This is a genomic window from Luteimonas colneyensis, from assembly GCF_014836665.1.
In the GTDB taxonomy this organism is placed as follows: domain Bacteria; phylum Pseudomonadota; class Gammaproteobacteria; order Xanthomonadales; family Xanthomonadaceae; genus Luteimonas; species Luteimonas colneyensis.
Genome location: NZ_JACSQJ010000007.1, coordinates 15,818 through 35,031 on the forward strand (window position 1 = coordinate 15,818; position 19,214 = coordinate 35,031).

The 19,214-nt window shown below is 72.1% G+C and carries 18 protein-coding genes; 10 read left to right on the plus strand and 8 right to left on the minus strand.

Going from position 1 to position 19,214, the window contains the following annotated elements; translation table 11 throughout:
* Positions 1-6: 6 nt before the first annotated feature.
* Entirely contained in the window at positions 7-1,434 is a 1,428-nt protein-coding gene (gene creC / locus H9645_RS11650) for a two-component system sensor histidine kinase CreC (protein ID WP_191729867.1), read from the minus strand.
* Between the two features lie 3 nt (positions 1,435-1,437).
* Complete coding sequence (creB, locus tag H9645_RS11655) at positions 1,438-2,157, minus strand: two-component system response regulator CreB (protein WP_191729868.1); 720 nt, start codon at positions 2,155-2,157, stop codon at positions 1,438-1,440.
* Positions 2,158-2,228: 71 nt separating this feature from the next.
* Here creB and H9645_RS11660 point away from each other — a divergent pair, with 71 nt between their 5' ends.
* From H9645_RS11660 to H9645_RS11675, 4 genes are all read left to right on the plus strand, one after another.
* Positions 2,229-3,086: a 23S rRNA (adenine(2030)-N(6))-methyltransferase RlmJ gene (locus tag H9645_RS11660; protein ID WP_191729869.1), complete on the plus strand. Its 858-nt coding sequence runs from the start codon at positions 2,229-2,231 to the stop codon at positions 3,084-3,086.
* 55 nt (positions 3,087-3,141) lie between these two features.
* On the plus strand, positions 3,142-3,756 hold the full coding sequence (locus tag H9645_RS11665) for a GNAT family N-acetyltransferase (RefSeq protein WP_191729870.1): 615 nt from the start codon (positions 3,142-3,144) through the stop codon (positions 3,754-3,756).
* Between the two features lie 112 nt (positions 3,757-3,868).
* A complete protein-coding gene (mfd, locus tag H9645_RS11670) occupies positions 3,869-7,381 on the plus strand; it encodes a transcription-repair coupling factor (RefSeq protein WP_191729987.1) in 3,513 nt (1,170 codons plus the stop codon).
* 89 nt (positions 7,382-7,470) lie between these two features.
* Positions 7,471-8,025: an outer membrane beta-barrel protein gene (locus H9645_RS11675; protein WP_191729871.1), complete on the plus strand. Its 555-nt coding sequence runs from the start codon at positions 7,471-7,473 to the stop codon at positions 8,023-8,025.
* A 48-nt stretch (positions 8,026-8,073) separates the two neighbouring features.
* On the opposite strand, the gene H9645_RS11680 is transcribed toward H9645_RS11675, so the two are convergent.
* The 5 genes from H9645_RS11680 to H9645_RS11700 form a co-directional block, all read right to left on the minus strand.
* Entirely contained in the window at positions 8,074-8,721 is a 648-nt protein-coding gene (locus H9645_RS11680; protein ID WP_191729872.1) for a DNA-3-methyladenine glycosylase family protein, read from the minus strand.
* Positions 8,722-8,725: 4 nt separating this feature from the next.
* Positions 8,726-9,115 (minus strand): DUF423 domain-containing protein, encoded by a 390-nt coding sequence (locus tag H9645_RS11685; protein WP_191729873.1) that lies wholly within the window; start codon positions 9,113-9,115, stop codon positions 8,726-8,728.
* 77 nt (positions 9,116-9,192) lie between these two features.
* The gene (locus H9645_RS11690) at positions 9,193-10,356 is read right to left on the minus strand and encodes a polyketide cyclase (protein ID WP_191729874.1); all 1,164 of its coding nucleotides are present in this window, start codon (positions 10,354-10,356) and stop codon (positions 9,193-9,195) included.
* Between the two features lie 98 nt (positions 10,357-10,454).
* Positions 10,455-11,132 carry a response regulator gene (locus H9645_RS11695; RefSeq protein ID WP_191729875.1) on the minus strand — a complete coding sequence of 226 codons (678 nt, stop codon included), beginning with the start codon at positions 11,130-11,132 and terminating at the stop codon, positions 10,455-10,457.
* Positions 11,129-12,358, minus strand: coding sequence for a sensor histidine kinase (locus H9645_RS11700; protein ID WP_191729876.1), 1,230 nt, complete (start codon positions 12,356-12,358; stop codon positions 11,129-11,131). The genes H9645_RS11695 and H9645_RS11700 overlap by 4 nt, the downstream gene beginning before the upstream one ends.
* Before the next feature lie 171 nt (positions 12,359-12,529).
* Here H9645_RS11700 and H9645_RS11705 point away from each other — a divergent pair, with 171 nt between their 5' ends.
* The 6 genes from H9645_RS11705 (at position 12,530) to H9645_RS11730 (ending at position 17,721) form a co-directional block, all read left to right on the plus strand.
* A complete protein-coding gene (locus tag H9645_RS11705; protein ID WP_191729877.1) occupies positions 12,530-13,126 on the plus strand; it encodes a GNAT family N-acetyltransferase in 597 nt (198 codons plus the stop codon).
* Positions 13,126-13,914 carry a septum site-determining protein MinC gene (minC, locus tag H9645_RS11710; RefSeq protein WP_191729878.1) on the plus strand — a complete coding sequence of 263 codons (789 nt, stop codon included), beginning with the start codon at positions 13,126-13,128 and terminating at the stop codon, positions 13,912-13,914. The genes H9645_RS11705 and minC overlap by 1 nt, the downstream gene beginning before the upstream one ends.
* 23 nt (positions 13,915-13,937) lie before the next feature.
* On the plus strand, positions 13,938-14,747 hold the full coding sequence (gene minD, locus H9645_RS11715; protein WP_191729879.1) for a septum site-determining protein MinD: 810 nt from the start codon (positions 13,938-13,940) through the stop codon (positions 14,745-14,747).
* A 3-nt stretch (positions 14,748-14,750) separates the two neighbouring features.
* Complete coding sequence (gene minE, locus H9645_RS11720) at positions 14,751-15,014, plus strand: cell division topological specificity factor MinE (RefSeq protein WP_189494102.1); 264 nt, start codon at positions 14,751-14,753, stop codon at positions 15,012-15,014.
* Positions 15,015-15,119: 105 nt separating this feature from the next.
* Positions 15,120-15,623 (plus strand): hypothetical protein, encoded by a 504-nt coding sequence (locus H9645_RS11725; protein ID WP_425490244.1) that lies wholly within the window; start codon positions 15,120-15,122, stop codon positions 15,621-15,623.
* Positions 15,624-15,702: 79 nt separating this feature from the next.
* A complete protein-coding gene (locus H9645_RS11730) occupies positions 15,703-17,721 on the plus strand; it encodes a M2 family metallopeptidase (RefSeq protein ID WP_191729880.1) in 2,019 nt (672 codons plus the stop codon).
* A 93-nt stretch (positions 17,722-17,814) separates the two neighbouring features.
* On the opposite strand, the gene H9645_RS11735 is transcribed toward H9645_RS11730, so the two are convergent.
* The gene (locus tag H9645_RS11735) at positions 17,815-19,065 is read right to left on the minus strand and encodes a multidrug effflux MFS transporter (protein WP_191729881.1); all 1,251 of its coding nucleotides are present in this window, start codon (positions 19,063-19,065) and stop codon (positions 17,815-17,817) included.
* Positions 19,066-19,214: the final 149 nt, after the last annotated feature.

Below are 19,214 nucleotides of genomic sequence, written 5' to 3' on the forward strand. Positions count from 1 at the left end.
CGAGGCTCAGGCGGCGGGCAGTTCGATACCCGCCAGTGCGCCGCCGGCATCACGGTTGCGCAGCCAGGCGCGGCCGCCGTGCAGCTGCGCGACCTCGGCGACGAAGGTCAGGCCAATGCCGCTGCTGCGGCCGGCATCGTCCGGGCGCGGCAGCGAATAGAAGCGTTCGAAGACCCGGTCGAGCGCGTAGTCCGGCACGCCGGGCCCCTCGTCGGAGACCTCGATGCCGACCGTATCGCCGCGGTCGCGCAGCGCCACCGCCACCCTGCCGCCGCGCGCCGAGAACGCGATCGCGTTGTCGACCAGGTTCTCCAGCGCCTGGCGCAGCAGGAAGGCGTCGCCCGCCGGCGCGGGCAGCGGTTCGTCGGCCTCCAGCGCAAGCTCCACGCCGAACGCGCGCAGCCGCGGCGCGACGGCCTCGGCGACCTCGCGTGCCACCGCGGCCAGGTCCACCGGCACGGGCGCCTCGATGCGCTGGCGATGCTCGACCGCGGCCAGCGCCAGCAGCCGGTCGATCATCATCGCCATGCGCTCGCTCTGCGCCCCGATATTGGCGGCGAAGCGCCGGCGGTCGGCCTCGGGCAGCGGCGATTCCAGCAGCTCCGCGGAACCGCGGATCGCCGCCAGCGGTGACTTGAGCTCGTGCGTGAGCGTGTGCACGTAGCGCTCGACGTAGCGGCGGTCCTCCAGGCGCTCGCGCATGGTCTGCAGCGCGCGCCCCAGGTCGCCGAACTCCCCGGCCGAACGCGGCGGCAGCGCGCGCTCGCCGGCGGTGACCGCGTCGGCGTAGCGGCGCAGGCCACCAAGCTGCCGCGACAGCCACCAGGCCGCGAACAGCCCCACCACCAGCGCCGTACCCAGCAGCACCAGGCCCCAGCGCAGGATCACGCCCTCGCTGCGCGCGATGAAGGGCGCCATCGCGCGGTTGGGCTTGGACACCGTGAGCACGCCGGCGATGCGCGCGCCGTCGCGGATCGGCGCGGCGACGTACATCACCGAGCTGCTGTCGTCGGCGGGATCCTCCCGCGTGGAGCGGGCGCCGTAGCGGCCGCGCAGGGTCAGGTAGACGTCGTTCCAGCGCGAATGGTCGGCACCGACATCGCGGCCGGCGGAGTCGAAGACCACGATGCCGCGCGCGTCGGCCACCGTCACCCGGTAGCTGGACGCGCGCTTCTCGAAGCCCCAGATGCCGGCGCCGATGTCGCGGCCGGCCAGCGCCCGCACCCGGGTGGCGAAGGGGCCGTCATCCATGCGCCCGGCCAGGAAATCATCGGTGGCGAGCTCGGCCAGCACGTTGGCGGTGTCCACCAGGGTGTCCTCCATCGCCTGGCGCACGCCCGGCTTCACCTCGCGCAGGAACACCTGGCCCAGCAGCAGCGCCGCCAGCGCCACGATCAGGAAGTAGCCCAGCAGGATGCGGAGGCCGATGCGCATGGCTCAGCCGGCGTCGAGCGAATAGCCGACGCCGCGGTGGGTGCGGATCGGATCGGCGCCGGGATCGATGCCGCGCAGCTTGGCGCGCAGCGTCTTGACGTGGGTGTCCACGGTGCGCTCGCCGCTGTCCAGCGCGTCGTCCCAGGCGCGGTCGAGCAGCTGCGCGCGGCTGAGGATCGCGCCCGGCCGGCGCAGCAGCTCGGCCAGCAGCGCGTACTCGTAGCGGGTGAGATCCAGGTCGGCGCCGTCGAAGCGGATGCGGCGCGCTTCGCGGTCGTGTTCGAAGCGCCCATGCCTGGGCGACGCGTCGCCCTGCCCACCCGCGCCACCGGTCGCTCCGGCCGGATGCCGGCGCAGGCGCGCACGCACCCGCGCCACCAGCTCCCGCGGCGAGAACGGCTTGGCGACGTAGTCGTCCGCCCCCAGCTCCAGCCCCAGCACGCGGTCGATCTCGTCGTTGCGCGCGGTCAGGAACACCACCGGCACCGCGCTGAAAGCGCGCAGCTGGCGGCAGACCTCGAAGCCGCCGACGTCAGGCAGGCCGACGTCGAGCAGCACCAGGTCCACCCCGCCCTCGCGCACGCGTCCGGCGACGCCGTCGCCCAGCAGCCGGTGCTCGACCAGGAAGCCCTCGGCGCGCAGCGGATAGGCGATGGTTTCGGCGATCGCGGGGTCGTCCTCGACCAGCAGCACGGTGGGCGGGATGGAAGGGGCTTCAGGCATGCCGCGCAGGATAGCGCCGCCGGCCGCCGCGCCGGCATCTCCAGCGTGGCCACTGCCGGTATCCTTCCCCGATGAACTACCGCCACGCCTTCCACGCCGGCAACCACGCCGATGTCCTCAAGCACGTCGTGCTGCTGGCCCTGTGCGACGCGCTGGTGGCCAAGCCGGCGCCGCTGTTCGCGCTCGACACCCATGCCGGCCGCGGGCTGTACCGCCTGTCAGGCGCGAGCGCGCAGCGCACCGGCGAGGCCGACGACGGCATCGGTCGGCTGATCGCGGAGACGCCGCGCGATCCGCTGTTGCGCCGCTACCTCGACGCCGTCGCGGCCTGCCGCAAGGCGCACGGCGCCGACGCCTATCCGGGCTCGCCGTGGCTGCTCGCGCACGCGCTGCGCGAAATCGACCGCATCGCCTGCTGCGAGACCCAGCCCGAGGAGGCGAAGGCGCTGGCGGCCAGCCTCGCCGACGACCGCCGCGTGCGCGTGCACGAGGGCGACGGCTACGCCGCGGTGCGCGCGATGCTGCCGCCGCGCGACGGTGCGACGCGCATCGGCCGCGGCCTGGTGCTGGTGGATCCGCCCTACGAGACCCAGCTGGCCGAGTTCGACGACGCGCTGGGCGCCATCCGCGAGGGGCTGCGCCGCTTCCCGCAGGGCGTGTTCGCGCTCTGGTATCCGATCAAGCTCCGGCGCACGCTGATGCCGTTCCAGCGCCGCGCCGCCGACCTGCCGGGCAAATCGGTGCTGCTGGCCGAACTGATGGTGCGCCCCGACGACTCGCCGCTGCGCATGAACGGCAGCGGCATGTTGGTGGTCAATCCGCCCTGGCAGCTGGACGCCGCGCTGTCGCCGGCGCTTGCGTCACTGGCCACGGCGCTGGGCGAACGCGGCGCCGGCTCCCGCGTCCACTGGCTGCGCAATCCGTCCTGATCCGCGGCCGGCGTGTGCAGACGGGCTTCACCCGTGCCGTGCCAGCATCGGCCCCATGGTCGCCAGAAACCGTCTCCCCCCGTGGCACGAAGAGCTTCGCCTCCGCAACGGCCACGACGTGCTGATCCGCCCGATCCGGCCGGAAGACGCGCCGGTGCTGCGCGCGAGCTTCGAACTCCTCGAACCCGATGACACCCGCGGGCACCTGCTCGCCGGCGCCGGTGACATCGACGTCGAGCGCTCGCGCCAGCTGTCCCAGCCCGACACCCGCGGCGAATTCACCCTGGTCGTCACCGAGCAGCAACTGCCGCCCGGCGAGGCGATGATCCTGGGCCTGGCGCGCGCCGCCGTCGTGCCCGGCACCCGCGAGGCTGCGTTCGCGATCCTGGTCGGCCGCAACGTCGCCGGCATGGGCCTGGGCCGCCACCTGATGCGGCGCCTGGCGCGCTGGGCGCGGGGCAAGCGCCTGGACGCACTGACCGGCGAAGTGCCCGAGGCCAACGGCCCCCTGCTCGATCTCGCGCGCTCCATGGGCTTCGGCGTGGACGAGGACGGTGCAGCCGACCCCGGCTTCGTCCGCATCCGCCTGCCGCTGGCCAGGGCCACCCCGGTGGCCGGCGTGGGCAGCGGCGGCAGCGGGGGCACGGCCGTCTCCGGCGAATCGCGCTGACACCAGCACTCCGCAGACGCCCGGGCCGCAGCGTAGAGGCCTGCCACGCTAGACTGTGCGGCCCTGCGCCGGGTGCGGTGGAACGCATCCGGTGCTGCCGCTGTTTGTGCCGATGACCGACCAGACCCCACCCCGCGCTCCCCTTCCCGTCTCCTCCACGCCCCCGCTTCCCGGCCCTGGCCGCCCGCGCGCCTGGTGGCGCGCGCCGGCATCGCGCTCGGCGCTGGCCTGGTTCGTCGCGGCCGCGGCGCGCGCGCATGACGGCGTACTGCTGGCCGTCGCCCGCGACAACCACGCCGCCACCCAGCTCGAAGCCGACCTGCACACCCTCGTCGGCGACGACGCCGGCCTGCCGGTGCTGGCGTTCCCGGACTGGGAGACCCTGCCCTACGACCGCTTCAGCCCGCATCCGGAGATCGTCTCCCAGCGCCTGGCCACGCTGCGCCGGCTGCCGACGCTGGGCCGCGGCGTGCTGGTGGTGCCGGTGCAGACGCTGATGCAGCGCCTGCCGCCGCTGTCGTACGTGGTCGGCAACAGCTTCGACCTGGCCGTGGGCCAGCGCCTGGACCTGGACGCCGAAAAGCGCCGGCTGCAGGCCGCCGGCTACCGCAACGTGCCCCAGGTCTACGACCCCGGCGACTTCGCCGTGCGCGGCGCCCTGCTCGACGTCTATCCGATGGGCGAGGCGGCGCCGTTCCGCATCGAACTGCTGGACGACGAGATCGACACCATCCGCGTCTTCGACCCCGAGAGCCAGCGCTCGCTGGAGAAGGTCGATGCGCTGCGGCTGATGCCGGGCCGCGAAGTGCCGCTCGACGAAGCCTCGCGCTCGCGCGCGCTCGACGCGCTGCGCGAGCATTTCGACATCGACACCCGGCGCAGCGCGCTGTTCCAGGACCTCAGGGCCGGCGCCGCGCCGGCCGGCATCGAGTACTACCTGCCGCTGTTCTTCGACCGCGGCGCCACCGCCACGCTGTTCGACTACATGGGCGACGGCGCCCTGCCGCTGGTGGACGAGGGCGTGGGCGCGGCCGCCGACCACTTCTGGGCCCAGGCCGGCCAGCGCCACGAGCAGCGCCGGCATGATGTCGAGCATCCCGTGCTGTCGCCGGGCGCGCTGTGGCTGGCGCCTGACGAGCTGCGCGCGCGCTTCAACGACGCACCGCGGATCGAGGTCGCGGGCGAAGGCCATGCACGCCGCGACGAGGCCGCCAGGCTGGGCGAGCAGCCGGCGCCGGCACTGCCGGTGGCCGCCCGCCACGACGCGGCCGCGGCGCCGCTGAAGGACTTCCTCACCAGCTATCCCGGCCGCGTGCTGGTGTCGGCCGACACCGCCGGCCGTCGCGAAGCGCTGCTGGAGGTGCTCGACGCCGCCGCCCTGCGCCCGCACGTGCTGCCCGACTTCCGCGCCTTCGCTTCCGGTGACGCGCGCTTCGCGATCTCGGTCGCGCCGCTGGAGGACGGCTTCGCGCTGGACCCGGGCGTGGCGGGCGATGCGCCGCTGGCGGTACTCACCGAGCGCCAGCTGTTCCCCGAGCGCGCCGCGGCGCCGCGCCGGCGCAAGCGTGCCGGCCGCGAGCCCGAGGCGATCATCCGCGACCTCGGCGAGCTGTCCGAAGGCTCGCCGATCGTGCACGAGGACCACGGCGTCGGCCGCTATCGCGGACTGGTCACGCTCGAGGCCGGCGGCATGCCGTCGGAGTACCTCGAGATCGAATACGCCAAGGGCGACCGGCTGTACGTGCCGGTGGCGCAGCTGCACCTGATCAGCCGCTACTCCGGCGCCTCGCCCGAAACAGCGCCCCTGCATTCGCTGGGCGGCGAGCAGTGGACGAAGGCCAAGCGCAAGGCCGCGGAGAAGGTCCGCGACGTCGCCGCCGAGCTGCTGGAGATCCAGGCCAAGCGCCAGGCCCGCGCCGGACTCGCGATCGACGTCGACCGCGGCATGTACGAGCCGTTCGCCGCCACGTTCCCCTTCGAGGAGACGCCCGACCAGCACGCCGCGATCGAAGCGGTGCTGCGCGACCTGCAGTCCTCGCAGCCGATGGACCGGGTGGTCTGCGGCGACGTCGGCTTTGGCAAGACGGAGGTCGCGGTGCGCGCGGCATTCGCCACCGCGGCCGCGGGCAAGCAGGTCGCGGTGCTGGTGCCCACCACGCTCCTGGCCGAGCAGCACTACGCCAACTTCCGCGACCGCTTCGCCGACTGGCCGATCCGGGTCGAGGTGCTGTCGCGCTTCAAGTCGACGAAGGAGATCAAGGCCGAGCTGGAGAAGGTGGCCGAGGGCACCATCGACGTCATCGTCGGCACCCACCGCCTGCTGCAGAAGGACGTGCGCTTCAAGGACCTCGGGCTGGTGATCGTGGACGAGGAGCAGCGCTTCGGCGTGCGCCAGAAAGAGGCGCTGAAGGCGCTGCGCGCCAACGTGCACCTGCTGACCCTCACCGCGACGCCGATCCCGCGCACGCTCAACATGGCCATGGCCGGCCTGCGCGACCTCTCGATCATCGCCACGCCGCCGGCCAACCGGCTCGCGGTGCAGACCTTCGTCGTGCCCTGGGACGACGCCCAGCTGCGCGAGGCCTTCGACCGCGAGCTCGCGCGCGGCGGCCAGCTGTTCTTCCTGCACAACGACGTCGAGTCGATCGGCCGCATGCAGCGCCAGCTGCAGGAGCTGGTGCCGGAGGCGCGCATCGGCGTGGCCCACGGCCAGATGCCCGAGCGCGAGCTGGAGCGGGTGATGCTCGACTTCCAGAAGCAGCGCTTCAACGTGCTGCTGGCCTCGACCATCATCGAGTCCGGCATCGACATCCCCAACGCCAACACCATCATCATCAACCGCGCCGACCGCTTCGGCCTGGCCCAGCTGCACCAGCTGCGCGGCCGCGTCGGCCGCTCGCACCACCGCGCCTACGCCTACCTGGTGGTGCCGGACAAGCGCTCGATCACGGCGGATGCGAAGAAGCGCCTGGACGCGATCGCTTCGATGGACGAGCTCGGCGCCGGCTTCACGCTGGCGACCCACGACCTCGAGATCCGCGGCGCCGGCGAGCTGCTGGGCGAGGACCAGAGCGGGCAGATGGCCGAGGTCGGCTTCAGCCTGTACACCGAGCTGCTGGAGCGCGCGGTGCGATCGATCAAGCGCGGCGAATTGCCCGACGTCGACGGCACCGCCGCACGCGGCGCCGAGGTCGAGCTGCACGCCCCCGCGCTGATCCCCGAGGACTACCTGCCCGACGTGCACACGCGCCTGACGCTGTACAAGCGCATCAGCTCGGCGCGCGGCGCCGAAGCCCTGCGCGAGCTGCAGGTGGAGATGATCGACCGTTTCGGCCTGCTGCCGGAGCCGGCGAAGCTGCTGTTCGCCACCGCGGAGCTCAAGCTCCAGGCCACCGCGCTGGGCATCGCCAAGATCGACATCGGCGCCGGCGGCGGGCGGGTGAAGTTCGTCGAGAAGCCGTCGGTCGATCCGATGGCGATCATCCGCCTGGTGCAGGGCCAGCCGAAGCAGTACCGCATGGACGGGCCGGACACGCTGCGCCTGGCGCTCGAGCTGCCCGAACCGGGCGAGCGGCTGCAGGCCGCGCGCGGCCTGCTGGCGCTGCTGGCGCCGGCTGGCCGCTGAGGCGGACGCCCGTTGACAGCACCGGCCAGCCTCCGCATCCTGCGCGCCCCCGGGGAGGGGACCCTCTTTTCCAAGGAACAAGGAACACGATGAACAAGATGCTCATCCTCGCCGCCGCGCTCGCGGCCTGCGCGTCGACCCCTGCCCTCGCCGCCGACGGCCGCGGTGGCTACATCCGCGCCGAGATCGGCCAGAGCGACATCGACCTGGACTACGCCGGCGTCTCCGCGAGCGAGGACGACACCTCGTTCGTCTTCTCCGGCGGCTACTGGTTCAACCGCAACTTCGCGCTCGAAGGCCACGTCGGCACGCTGTACACCGAGTACCTGGGCGACGACCTCGACCTCGACCTGGTCAGCTTCGGCGTGGGCGTGGCGGCCAAGCACAGCTTCGGCTCCGATGGCACCGGCTTCTTCATCGGCGGCCGTGCCGGCATCGCGCGCATCACGGCGCAGCTGCGCGAGGACGACTGGGACGTGATCGACGACGAGCACTCCACCAAGCCGTACTTCGGCGCCAGCGTCGGCTACGACTTCAACCCGCGCTTCGGCCTGTCGCTGAACTGGGACCGCCGCCAGGCCGATTTCGACGGCGTCGACCTCGACATCGACACCCTCGGCATCGGCGGCGAACTGCGCTTCTGATCCATCCGGCGCGGGGCGGCCCGCCCCGCGCCTATTCCTGCGAGCGCTTCACGGGGGGGGGCGGGGGCGGCCGAGCCGCCACAGGTAGAGCGCGGCCTGGGTCCGGAACGGGCCCCAGCGTTCGCCGCGCTCCGCCAGTCCGCGCGGGGTCGGCATCGCCTCCGCGCGGTCCAGCAGCTGCGCGCCCTTGCGCACGCCGAGGTCGTCGACCGGCAGCACGTCCGGCCGTCCGAGCCGGAACATCAGCATCATCTCCACCGTCCAGCGGCCGATGCCGCGGACCGGCACCAGCGCGGCCACGATCGCGTCCTCGTCCATCACCGACATCCGCCGCAGGTCGGGGATCTCCCCGCGCGCCTCGCGGGCAGCCAGGTCGCGCAGGGCGAGCGCCTTGTTGCCCGACACCCCGCAGGCGCGCAGCGCGGCGTCGTCGATCCGGCCCAGGGTGTCGGCGTGCAGGCGCGTGCTGCCGATGGCCGCCTCGACCCGCCCGACGATGGTGGACGCGGCCTTGCCGCTCAGCTGCTGGAACAGGATCGCGCGGGCCAGCGCGTCCACGGGATCGAAGCCGCGGCGCCAGCGCGGGTCCGCGTCGATCGGCCCCAGCCGGCGGATCCAGGTGGCCAGGCGGCGATCGCGCCTGGACAGCCAGGCATCGGCCTCGGCGGTGTCGTAGCCGCGGCGATAGCGCGGCACGGCCTCAGCGCTCCCGCACCGCGGCGGCGGCGTGGAGCAGCCAGCCGAGGATCATCAGGCTCCCGCCCAGTGGCGCCAGGCGCGTCGGCAGCCCGAAGGCATGGGCCGCGACCAGCGAGCCGGCGAACAGCAGCACCCCGAGCAGCAGCGCGCCCACCGCCATCAGGCCGGTGCGGCCGGCCACGCGCGGGGCCAGGGCCGCCAGCGCCAGGCCGTGGCCGAAGCCGAACGCCGCCGCCAGGCCCAGGCGCGAACCGGCATCGGGTCCGGCGGCGTGCGAGGCGTAGGCGGCCAGGGCCACCGACAGCGCCGCCAGCACCGAGCCCGCCGCGGCCAGGCCGCCGGCAAGGCGCCGCGACACGGTGGCGGCCGGTGCCGCTGGATCGGGTGCCATCAGGATGCATCCTCCTGAAACGCGGAACGCCGCATCGGGATGCGGCGTTCCGAGGGTACTGCAGGCGAAGGCGTGGATCAGTCCTTCAGGTTCCAGAACACCTTGAACTGGCCGTCGGCGGTGAAGGCGGCATCGATGCCGTTCACGTAGTACTCGTACGGACGGCCGATGGCCTCTTCGCCCTGGGTCATGGCCCAGGCGCGGGTGGCGTTGCGGGCCACGTCGAGCTCGGCCATGTAGCCCTTGTAATCGGCGCGGGCGACGCGGGTCGGCTCGCTGCGCACGAAGGTCACCGGGCCCTGCAGCTTGACGGCGGCCTCGTCCAGCGGCTCGGACTCGGTCACCACGAAGACCGGCGCGGCCGGGGCCTCTTCGCCCTCCGCGGCCTCGTCGGCGTCGGCATCGGCGTCCGCCGCGGCGTCCGCGTCGGCACCGCCCTTGCGGCGCACGGCCTGGACGACATCGAAGGTGTAGGTGTCACGCGCGAACTCGGTGGTCACGATGCGCAGCGGGCCGACCGGCTCCAGGCCGCTCTCGTCCATCGTGCGCTTGATCCACTCGGCGTTGTCCTTCATCGCCTTCTTGACGACTTCGTTGTTGCGCTCGATCGCGCCGGCGTTGACCACCAGCAGGTTCTCGGCGGGGATCCGCGCCACTTCGAGGTTGGCGAGGTTGGAGCCCTCGACGCGGTAGTCGAAGTTCGGCACCGAGGCCAGCATGTTGGTCAGGCGGCCGAGGCCGAACTTCATGGTGTCGCCGACGTTGCGGCTGACGTACAGGCCGGCGTAGCGGCCCAGCAGGTCCCAGCCGTAGTCGACCTTGTAGTCCTGGGTGATCTCGACGTTGCGGCCACCGCGGCCGGTCGGGGTCAGGGTGATGGTGGACTGCTTGTTCGAGCCGCGCTTGTCGTCCTCGATGCGGTAGACCACGCGCGAATCCTGCTCGGACTCGATGATCTCCCAGCTGCCCTTGCCCACGCCGGAGACCTGGGAGTCGTAGTCGATGCGGGCGCCGACGCCCTCTTCGGGGCCCGAACGGTCCAGCTTGACCTGGCCCAGCGCGAAGGGATGCCAGTCGTCGAAGCGCTTGAAGCTGTTCACCGTGTCGAACACGATCGACATCTTGCGGTTGGTCTCCACGCTTTCGCTCAGGGAGCGGCTGGACGGCAGCACGACGCCGACGATCAGGAACAGCACGGCGACGATCGCCATGGAAATCAGGAGCTCGAGCAAACGGGTCATTCAGGGTTCTCCGGGACCAGGACCGGCCGAGGCCGGGGCGCAGACCGGCAATCCTAGCAAGATTGCCGGCGCCGCCGCGACCTTCCGGGGCGGGTTTTTCACACCAGCTGCAGCTCGAAGGCCTTGAGCACCGCGCGGGTGCGGTCGCGGACCCCGAGCTTGGACAGGATGTTGGACACGTGGTTCTTGATCGTGCCCTCGGCCACGCCCAGGGAGTTGGCGATCTCCTTGTTGGAAAAGCCCGAGGCCATCAGGCGCAGGATCTCGGTCTCGCGGTCGGTCAGCGGGTCCGGGCGGTCGAGGCTGACGAAGTCGTTGCGCATGTGCTCCAGCCCCGAGAGCAGGCGCTGCGTGACCGCCGGCTGCACCAGCGAGCCGCCGCCGGCCACGGTCCTGATGGCGCCCACCAGCTGCTCCAGCGACACGTCCTTGAGCAGGTAGCCCTTGGCGCCGGCCTTGAGCCCGGCCAGCACCAGCTGGTCGTCGTCGAAGGTCGTGAGGATGATCGTCGGCGGCAGCGTGCCGGCCGCGGACAGGGCCTGCAGGGCCTCCAGGCCCGACATGGCCGGCATGCGCATGTCCATCAGGACCACGTCGGGCGCCACCTCCGGGATCATCGCGACGGCTTGGCGCCCGTCCACGGCCTCGGCCACCACCTCGATCCCACCGTCGAGCGCCAGCAGGGAGCGGATGCCCTGCCGGACCAGGGTCTGGTCGTCGACCAGGCAAACGCGGATCGCCGGTGCGCCGGCCTCGCGGGGTCCATCGGTCGTCATGTCGCCTCCGTGGTGAGGGTTGCCGGCGGGCCGGATGGCTCCGCCGTGGATACCGCGATGTCGGCGACGTCGTCCAGCGGCAGCCGCAGGCGCAGGGTGAAACCCTGCCCCGGCCCCGTGTCCGCCTCGACCTCGCCCCCGTACGCCGCCAGCCGCTCGCGCATGCCGCGCAGGCCGTTGCCGGCGGTGAAGCCCTCGGCGCCGCGGCCGTCGTCGCGCGCGACCAGTCGCACCGCTCCCCGCTCCAGCGTGTACTGCAGCTGCAGCACGCTGGCCTGGGCGTGGCGGACGGCGTTGGTGATGATTTCCTGGGTGCAGCGCAGCAGCACGTGGGCGCGCTCCGGGTCCTCCATCGGGAACGGACGCGGCAGGCGCATGTCCACCTTGAGGCCGGGCACGTTGCCGGCCAGCGGCTCCAGGGTGGCGGCCATGTCGATGGTCTCGTTGCCGCGGATCTGGCTGACCGCCTCGCGCACGTCCGACAGCAGCAGCCGGGCCAGGGTGTGGGCCTGGCCCACGTGCTCCTGGGCCTTGCCCTCGGTGAGGTGGTTGGCCACTTCCAGGTTCAGGCTGAGCGCGGTCAGGTGGTGGCCCAGCAGGTCGTGCAGCTCGCGCGAGATCCTTGTGCGCTCGTTGACGCGCACGCTCTCGGCCAGGAGCGCCCGGGTGGCGCGCAGCTCCGCATTCAGGCGGCGCTGCTCGTCCCGGGCCTGGGCCTGCTGGCGCGCGACCAGGCCGGTGACGAAGGCGAAGCCGGTGAAGCCGACGTACAGGCTGGCCTGCAGCACCGCCTCCACCCAGGAGAAATCGTAGCCGCGCACGTACACCGGCACGATCACGAACTCGCACAGCACCAGCAACGCCACGCCCTGCCACACCGGCAGGAGCCACGGCAGCACGCTGGCCACCACCATCAGCAGGATGCTGCCCAGGCCGCTCTGGCTGTAGTAGCTGATGGCGATCGCGCCGCCGGCCAGGCCGGCCAGCAGCACCCCGTCGACCGCCCTCACCCGCTGCCGGCCGAGGCCGCGGGTGAGCCAGCCGTAGCTGGCGCCGAACACCGCCCAGGCGATCCAGGCCTGCAGCGCGCCGGGCGCCGCCACGCCCACCACGCCGTCGCGATCGGGCTGCGGCAGGGTCACCAGCAGCAGCGGCAGGCCGATCACCGCCCAGGTGAACAGTCCCGCGTAGCGCAGCAGCCGGTTGTGGTCGAAGCGCTGGAACATGCCGCCATGGTAGGCGCAAGCGGCACCGGGGCGACGGTCCGGAAGTCATGCCTCCGGTCACCCGCCGGATCGGCACCATGCGATAATCGCCGCCGTCGACCGCCGCGCGATGGCTGGCCCCGCCCCACCGCGCGCGACGTTGGCGTCATTGGCCACACCCCGGAGTCTGGAATGTCGATTGTCGTCCGCGACGTGCGCGAGCACGAGCTGGATTCCGTCCTTGCCCTGAACAACGCCGCCGGTCCGTCCATCCTGCCGCTCGATTCGGCGCGGCTCCGGCATTTCTTCGACACCGCCGACTATTTCCGCGTCGCCGAGCGCGACGGCACGCTCGCCGGCTTCCTGATCGGCTTCGGCTCGCGTCGCGGCCACGACGGCAGCAACTTCCGCTGGTTCGCCGAGCGCCATCCCGACTTCATGTACATCGACCGCGTGGTGGTCGCCAGCCGCCGCCGCGGCGGTGGCGTCGGCCGCACCCTGTACGCCGACATCCAGAGCTACGCGGAAGTCCGCTACCCGGTGCTGGCCTGCGAAGTGTTCGTCGAACACGACAGCGACACCGCGCGCATCTTCCACGGCAGCTTCGGCTTCCGCGAGGTCGGCCAGCACGTCATGCCCGACACCGGCATCCGCGCCTCGATGCTGACCAAGGACCTGTGCAGCTACGCCTGGGTCCGCGACCACTACGGCGACGACCTGCCCGACGTGCCCTGGCTGGCGCAGCAGCGCCCGCTCGGCGAGGCCCGCCTCGCGACGGGCACCCGGTGATGGCGAAGGCACAGGGCGCAGCGGCCGCCAGCTTCGAACCCGCGGGCGAACTCCGGATCGGACAGGTCGGCATCGCCAACCTGCGCGTCCGCACCCTCGACATCGACCGCCTAGCCGCCGAGATGCGTGACCGCGTCCAGCGCGCGCCGAAGCTGTTCGCGCGCGGCGCCGTGGTCGTCGATTTCGGCGGCCTGCCGGCGCTGCCCGACGTCGCCACCGCGCGCGCCCTGCTGGACGCGCTGCGCGAGGCCGGCGCCCTGCCGGTGGCCCTGGCCTGGGGGAGCAGCGAGAACGAACGGCTCGCGGTCGAACTCGGCCTGCCGCTGCTGGCCAAGTTCCGCGCCCAGTACGAACCCGCGGGCGGCAGCCCGGCGGCGGACGCAGGCCCTGCCCCGGCGCCCGCGCCGCGCGCGGCCGAGCCGGCGCCGGCCGCCACCGCCACCGCGGCACGCGCCGGCGAACCCGGCCTGATGCAGGCCAGCGCGGTGCGCTCGGGCCAGCAGGTCTATGCCGACAACCGCGACCTCACCGTGCTGGCCGCCGTGGGCGCCGGCGCCGAGGTCATCGCCGACGGCTCGATCCACATCTACGGCGCGCTGCGTGGCCGCGCCCTGGCCGGCGCGCAGGGCAACGCGAAGGCACGCATCTTCTGCCGCGAGTTCCATGCCGAACTCGTGGCGATCGCGGGACACTACAAGGTGCTGGAAGATCTTCCGGCCGACCTTCGCGGCAAGGCCGTGCAGGTCTGGCTGGACGGCGACCAGCTGAAAATAGCAGCGCTCGATTGAAGCGCGCACACAGGAGAGAGACTTTGGCCGAGATCATCGTAGTCACGTCCGGCAAGGGCGGCGTCGGCAAGACCACCACCAGCGCGAGCCTGGCCTGCGGGCTGGCGCGCCGCGGCAAGAAGGTCGCGGTCATCGACTTCGACGTCGGCCTGCGCAACCTCGACCTGATCATGGGCTGCGAGCGCCGCGTGGTGTACGACTTCGTCAACGTCGTCCAGGGCGAGGCCACGCTCAAGCAGGCCATGATCAAGGACAAGCGCTTCGACAACCTCTACGTGCTGGCCGCGTCGCAGACCCGCGACAAGGACGCGCTGACCCGCGAAGGCGTCGAGCGCGTGCTGAAGGAGCTGGCCGACGACGGCTTCGACTACATCGTCTGCGACTCGCCGGCCGGCATCGAGAAGGGCGCGTTCCTGGCGATGTACTTCGCCGACCAGGCGGTGGTGGTGGTCAACCCCGAGGTGTCCTCGGTGCGCGACTCCGACCGCATCATCGGCCTGCTCGACTCCAAGACCCGCCGCGCCGAGAACGGCGAGCCGGTGAAGTCGCACCTGCTGCTGACCCGCTACAACCCCGCCCGCGTCGAGACCGGCGAGATGCTGTCGATCTCCGACGTGGAGGAAGTGCTGGGCCTGAAGACCATCGGCGTGATCCCGGAGTCGGGCGACGTGCTCAACGCGTCCAACAAGGGCGAGCCGGTGATCCTGGACCTGGAGTCGCAGGCCGGCCAGGCCTATGACGACGCCGTCGCCCGCATCATCGGCGAAGAGCGCCCGATGCGGTTCACACAGCTGGAGAAGAAGGGTTTCTTCAGCAAGCTGTTCGGGGGTTGAGGCATGGGCATGTTCGATTTCCTCAAGGCGAAGAAGAACACCGCCTCGATCGCCAAGGAGCGCCTGCGCATCATCGTCGCCCAGGAGCGCTCGAGCCGCGGCGCGCCGGACTACCTGCCGCTGCTGCAGCGCGAGCTGCTTGAAGTGATCCGCAAGTACGTCAGCGTCGACGTCGACGCGGTGAAGGTGGACCTGACCAAGGACGGCGAGCACGACGTGCTCGACATCACCGTCGCCCTGACCGACGAGCGCGCGGCCACCGGCTGAGCGCAGCACGTGCCGCACGCCCCCACCGCTCCTGTAGGAGCAGCTACAGCTGCGACCGTCGCAACCCCGCTTCCCGGCGCAGGTCCGGAGACAGCTGCGGGGGGTGTGGTCGCAGCTGTAGCTGCTCCTACAGGGGAGGTGGACGAAGGCGTGGGGGTGCTCCGGCTGGGCGACATCGCGCCCGGCGATGCCGCCGCACTGCTCGCGCGCCACGGGCTCGAGCTCGTCGCCGTCGACGACGACGCGCCGATCCCCGGCAGCTACTGGGGCGCGCCCGAGGCCGGGATCATCGGCGCGCGCGTGTACGCCCGCGCCGACACGCCCGTGCACTCGCTGCTGCACGAGGCCTGCCACCTGATCGTGCTGCCGCCCGAGCGCCGCGAGCTCGTGCATACCGACGCCACCGATTCGGTGCCGGAGGAGGACGCGACCTGCTACCTGCAGATCGTGCTCGCGGATGAGCTACCGGGGGTTGGCAGCGCTCGGCTGATGGCCGACATGGACGCCTGGGGCTACACCTTCCGCCTTGGCTCCACCCGCGCCTGGTTCGAACACGACGCCGGGGATGCGCGCGCCTGGCTGGCCGAACGCGGCCTGCCCACCGGCTGACGCGACCTCACTTGCGGGTGCGCCACCCGCCTACTAGCCTGCGTGGGTTCGCGCCCCCGGGCGCCACCGGAGATGCACCGTGAAGCCACGCACCCGCCTTGCCCTCGCCGTCGCCGCCGGCCTGGTCCTTGCCGCCTGCTCCCGCGAGCCGTCCACCGCCCCCGGCCCCGACGGCGGCCCGTCGCAGGCCCAGCTGGAGAAGGAGACGGCGGACCAGTTCATCGCCCGCGTCAACGAGGAGTTCGCCCAGCTGATGCCGGAGTACACGGCATCGCAGTGGATCGCGTCGACATACAGCAACGGCGACAGCGAACTGGTCGCGTCCAAGGGCAACGAGCGCTTCCTGGCGCGCACCCAGCAGTGGGTGGAGCAGTCGCGCCGCTTCGAGGGCAAGGAGATGTCGCCGGCCACCGAGCGCGCGATCGCGCTGCTCAAGCTCGGCACGCCGATGCCGCCGCCGCGCGACCCCGCCAAACTGTCCGAGCTCACCGCGCTGGCCAGCAAGATGGAAGGCACCTACGGCCGCGGCGAGTACTGCACCGGCGAGGGCGAGGCCCGCAGCTGCCGCCAGCTCGGCCAGCTCGAGGACGTGCTGCGCAACGATCGCGACTACGACGCCCAGCTCGAGGCCTGGCAGGGCTGGCACACGATCTCGCAGCCGATGCGCGAGGACTACGTGCGCTTCGCCGCCCTGGTCAACGAGGGCGCGCGCGACCTCGGCTTCGCCGACGCCGGCGAGCTCTGGCGCGCCGGCTACGACATGACGCCGGCCGAGCTCGCCACCGAGACCGACCGCCTCTGGAACCAGGTCGAGCCGCTGTACGAGCAGCTGCACTGCTATACGCGCACGCGCCTGGAGGCCGAGTATCCCGGCAAGGGTTCGGTCAACGGCATGCTGCCCGCGCACCTGATGGGCAACATGTGGCAGCAGGACTGGAGCAACCTCTGGACGCTGCTCGCGCCCTACCCCAACGCCAGCCAGCTCGACGTCACCGGCGCGCTGGAGCGCCAGTACCAGGCGGGCCTCAACGAGCGCCTGACCCGCGAGAACGCACTGCTGCCCACCGACGGCCGCGTCGAGGTCGCGCGCGCGGCGCAGCTGGAGCACGCGAAGGCCATGACCCGCCAGGCCGAGGGCTTCTACACCTCGCTGGGCATGCCGGCGCTGCCGGAGTCGTACTGGGAGAAGACCCAGTTCATCAAGCCGCGCGACCGCGACGTGGTCTGCCACGCCAGCGCCTGGCAGATGAACGCCGACGCCAGCGACGTGCGCACCAAGATGTGCATCAAGCCCAACGAGGAAGACTTCACCACCATCTACCACGAGCTCGGGCACGTCTATTACTACCTGGCCTACGGCCAGCAGCCGCCGTTGTTCCAGAACGGCGCCCACGACGGCTTCCACGAGGCCATCGGCGACACCATCGTGCTGTCGATGACGCCGGAGTACCTGCAGTCGATCGGCCTCGCCGAAGGTGCCGCCCCCGGCCGGGAAGCGCTGATCAATGCGCAGATGCGCATGGCGCTGTCCAAGGTGGCCTTCCTGCCCTTCGGCCTGATGATCGACCGCTGGCGCTGGGGCGTGTTCGACGGTTCGATCACGCCGGACAACTACAACCAGGCGTGGTGGGACCTGAAGGCGCGCTACCAGGGCGTGGCGCCGGTGACGCCGCGCGGCGAGGAGTTCTTCGACCCGGGCGCGAAATACCACGTGCCGGGCAACACGCCGTACACGCGCTACTTCCTGTCGCACGTGCTGCAGTTCCAGTTCTACAAGGCGCTGTGCGATGCCGCCGGCCACCAGGGTCCGCTCAACGCCTGCAGCTTCGCCGGCAACAAGGCGGCGGGCGAGAAGTTCTGGGCGATGCTGTCCAAGGGCAACAGCCAGCCCTGGCAGCAGACGCTGAAGGAGCTCACCGGCGGCGAGACCATGGACGCCTCCGCGGTGCTCGAGTACTTCGCGCCGCTGCAGGAATGGCTGGTCGAGCAGAACGAGGGCAAGACCTGCGGCTGGCAGGCGCCCGTGGCGTCGGCAGCGCCCGCGGTCGACCGCGATGCGGTCGAAGGCGACGCGGCCGGAGACGCCACGGCGGGCTGACGGCCACGGCGGGCGGGCGCGTCCGCGGCCTGGACGCCCCGCGCGCCCCGGACCCTCCCGCCCGCGCGGCCTCCTTTCCCTTGGCGGCGCCGCTCAGACGTGCCCGGGCGGCTCCGGCGCCGGCGGCACGGCCTCGCCCGCCGGGAGCCGCTTCACGTGGTGGCGCTCGAGCCGCCAGACCAGCCAGCCGGCGACGGTGAACGCCGCGGCCGCGACCGCGAGCGTCGCGGTCGAGCCGCTGACCAGCGGCGACAACAGGCCCGCCACCACCGCATTCAGGGCCAGGCTGGTGAACGCCTGCAGCGACGACGCCGAGCCCCGCTGCCGCGGATACATGTCGAGGATGGCCAGCGTCAGCACCGGGAACACCATCGCCACCCCGAACGCATTGAGCGCGATCGGCAGCACCGCCCAGGGCACGGTCGGCACGTCGACCAGGAGCCCGTAGGCCACGTTCCCCAGCGCCGCCAGCCCGCAGCAGGCGAAGCCGATGTTGACCTGCGTGGCGTGCGCCACCCGCCCCGCGACCCGGCCGGAGGTGAAGGCGCCGAGCATCATCCCGCCGATCATCGGCGCGAAGAACCAGGCGAAGCTGCGCTCGTCCAGCCGCAGCAGGTCGAGCACGAAGGCCGGCGCCGACGCGATGTAGAGGAACAGCGCCGCGAAGTTGAGCGCACCGGCCGCCGCGAGGCGCTGGAAGCGCCGGTTGGCGAAGATCGACAGGTAGTCGCGCAGCATGCCGCGCGGCGCCAGCGCCCTGCGGTGCTCCGGCGCATGGGTTTCCGGCAGCCAGGCCCAGGTGGCCGCGAACAGCAGCGCGGCGAAGCCGACCAGGAACCAGAAGATGTCGTGCCAGTCGCCCCAGCCCAGGATCCAGCCGCCGATCACCGGCGCGATCGCCGGCGCGATGCCGAAGATCATCGAGACCTGGCTCATCAGTCGCTGCGCGTCGTCGCCGTGCAGCACGTCGCGGATCACCGCGCGCCCCACGATGAGGCCCACGCCCGCGGACAGGCCCTGCAGCGCGCGGAACACCAGCATCGTCGCCAGGTCGTCGGCCAGCGCGCAGCCCACCGAGGCGGCGGTGAACACGAGCAGGCCGGCCAGGATCACCCGCCGCCGGCCCAGCGCATCCGACAGCGGGCCGTGCACCAGGCTCATCGCGGCATAGGCCACGAGGTAGGCGCTGATGGTCTGCTGCATCGCCAGCTTGTCGGCGCCCAGCGAGGCGCCCATGGCCGGGAACGCCGGGAAGATGGCGTCGATCGAGAACGGGCCGAACATCGACAGGCCGGCCAGCAGCAGGGCCAGGCGGCCCATGGACTTGGGGAGGTGCGGAGGCATGGGCAAGCGCCGGCACGGAGGCCGGCGCGGACGGGGGCGGGCCGACAAGGATACCGCCCGCCCTCCTGCAGGAGGGGCCATGGCCGCGACCAGGACCCGCGGCACGGCATGTCGCGGCCATGGCCGCTCCTGCGAAGGAGCTGCGGGCT

What these genes read in the sequence shown, in the direction of transcription:
- H9645_RS11735 (WP_191729881.1), bottom strand. Translation starts at nt 19,065, where the DNA reads ATGCCTCCGCACCTCCCCAAGTCCATGGGCCGCCTGGCCCTGCTGCTG.
- H9645_RS11705 (WP_191729877.1), top strand. Translation starts at nt 12,530, where the DNA reads ATGTCGATTGTCGTCCGCGACGTGCGCGAGCACGAGCTGGATTCCGTC.
- H9645_RS11665 (WP_191729870.1), top strand. Translation starts at nt 3,142, where the DNA reads ATGGTCGCCAGAAACCGTCTCCCCCCGTGGCACGAAGAGCTTCGCCTC.
- minE (WP_189494102.1), top strand. Translation starts at nt 14,751, where the DNA reads ATGGGCATGTTCGATTTCCTCAAGGCGAAGAAGAACACCGCCTCGATC.
- minC (WP_191729878.1), top strand. Translation starts at nt 13,126, where the DNA reads ATGGCGAAGGCACAGGGCGCAGCGGCCGCCAGCTTCGAACCCGCGGGC.
- H9645_RS11690 (WP_191729874.1), bottom strand. Translation starts at nt 10,356, where the DNA reads ATGACCCGTTTGCTCGAGCTCCTGATTTCCATGGCGATCGTCGCCGTG.
- H9645_RS11695 (WP_191729875.1), bottom strand. Translation starts at nt 11,132, where the DNA reads ATGACGACCGATGGACCCCGCGAGGCCGGCGCACCGGCGATCCGCGTT.
- creC (WP_191729867.1), bottom strand. Translation starts at nt 1,434, where the DNA reads ATGCGCATCGGCCTCCGCATCCTGCTGGGCTACTTCCTGATCGTGGCG.
- H9645_RS11700 (WP_191729876.1), bottom strand. Translation starts at nt 12,358, where the DNA reads ATGTTCCAGCGCTTCGACCACAACCGGCTGCTGCGCTACGCGGGACTG.
- H9645_RS11675 (WP_191729871.1), top strand. Translation starts at nt 7,471, where the DNA reads ATGAACAAGATGCTCATCCTCGCCGCCGCGCTCGCGGCCTGCGCGTCG.
- mfd (WP_191729987.1), top strand. Translation starts at nt 3,869, where the DNA reads ATGACCGACCAGACCCCACCCCGCGCTCCCCTTCCCGTCTCCTCCACG.
- creB (WP_191729868.1), bottom strand. Translation starts at nt 2,157, where the DNA reads ATGCCTGAAGCCCCTTCCATCCCGCCCACCGTGCTGCTGGTCGAGGAC.
- H9645_RS11685 (WP_191729873.1), bottom strand. Translation starts at nt 9,115, where the DNA reads ATGGCACCCGATCCAGCGGCACCGGCCGCCACCGTGTCGCGGCGCCTT.
- H9645_RS11660 (WP_191729869.1), top strand. Translation starts at nt 2,229, where the DNA reads ATGAACTACCGCCACGCCTTCCACGCCGGCAACCACGCCGATGTCCTC.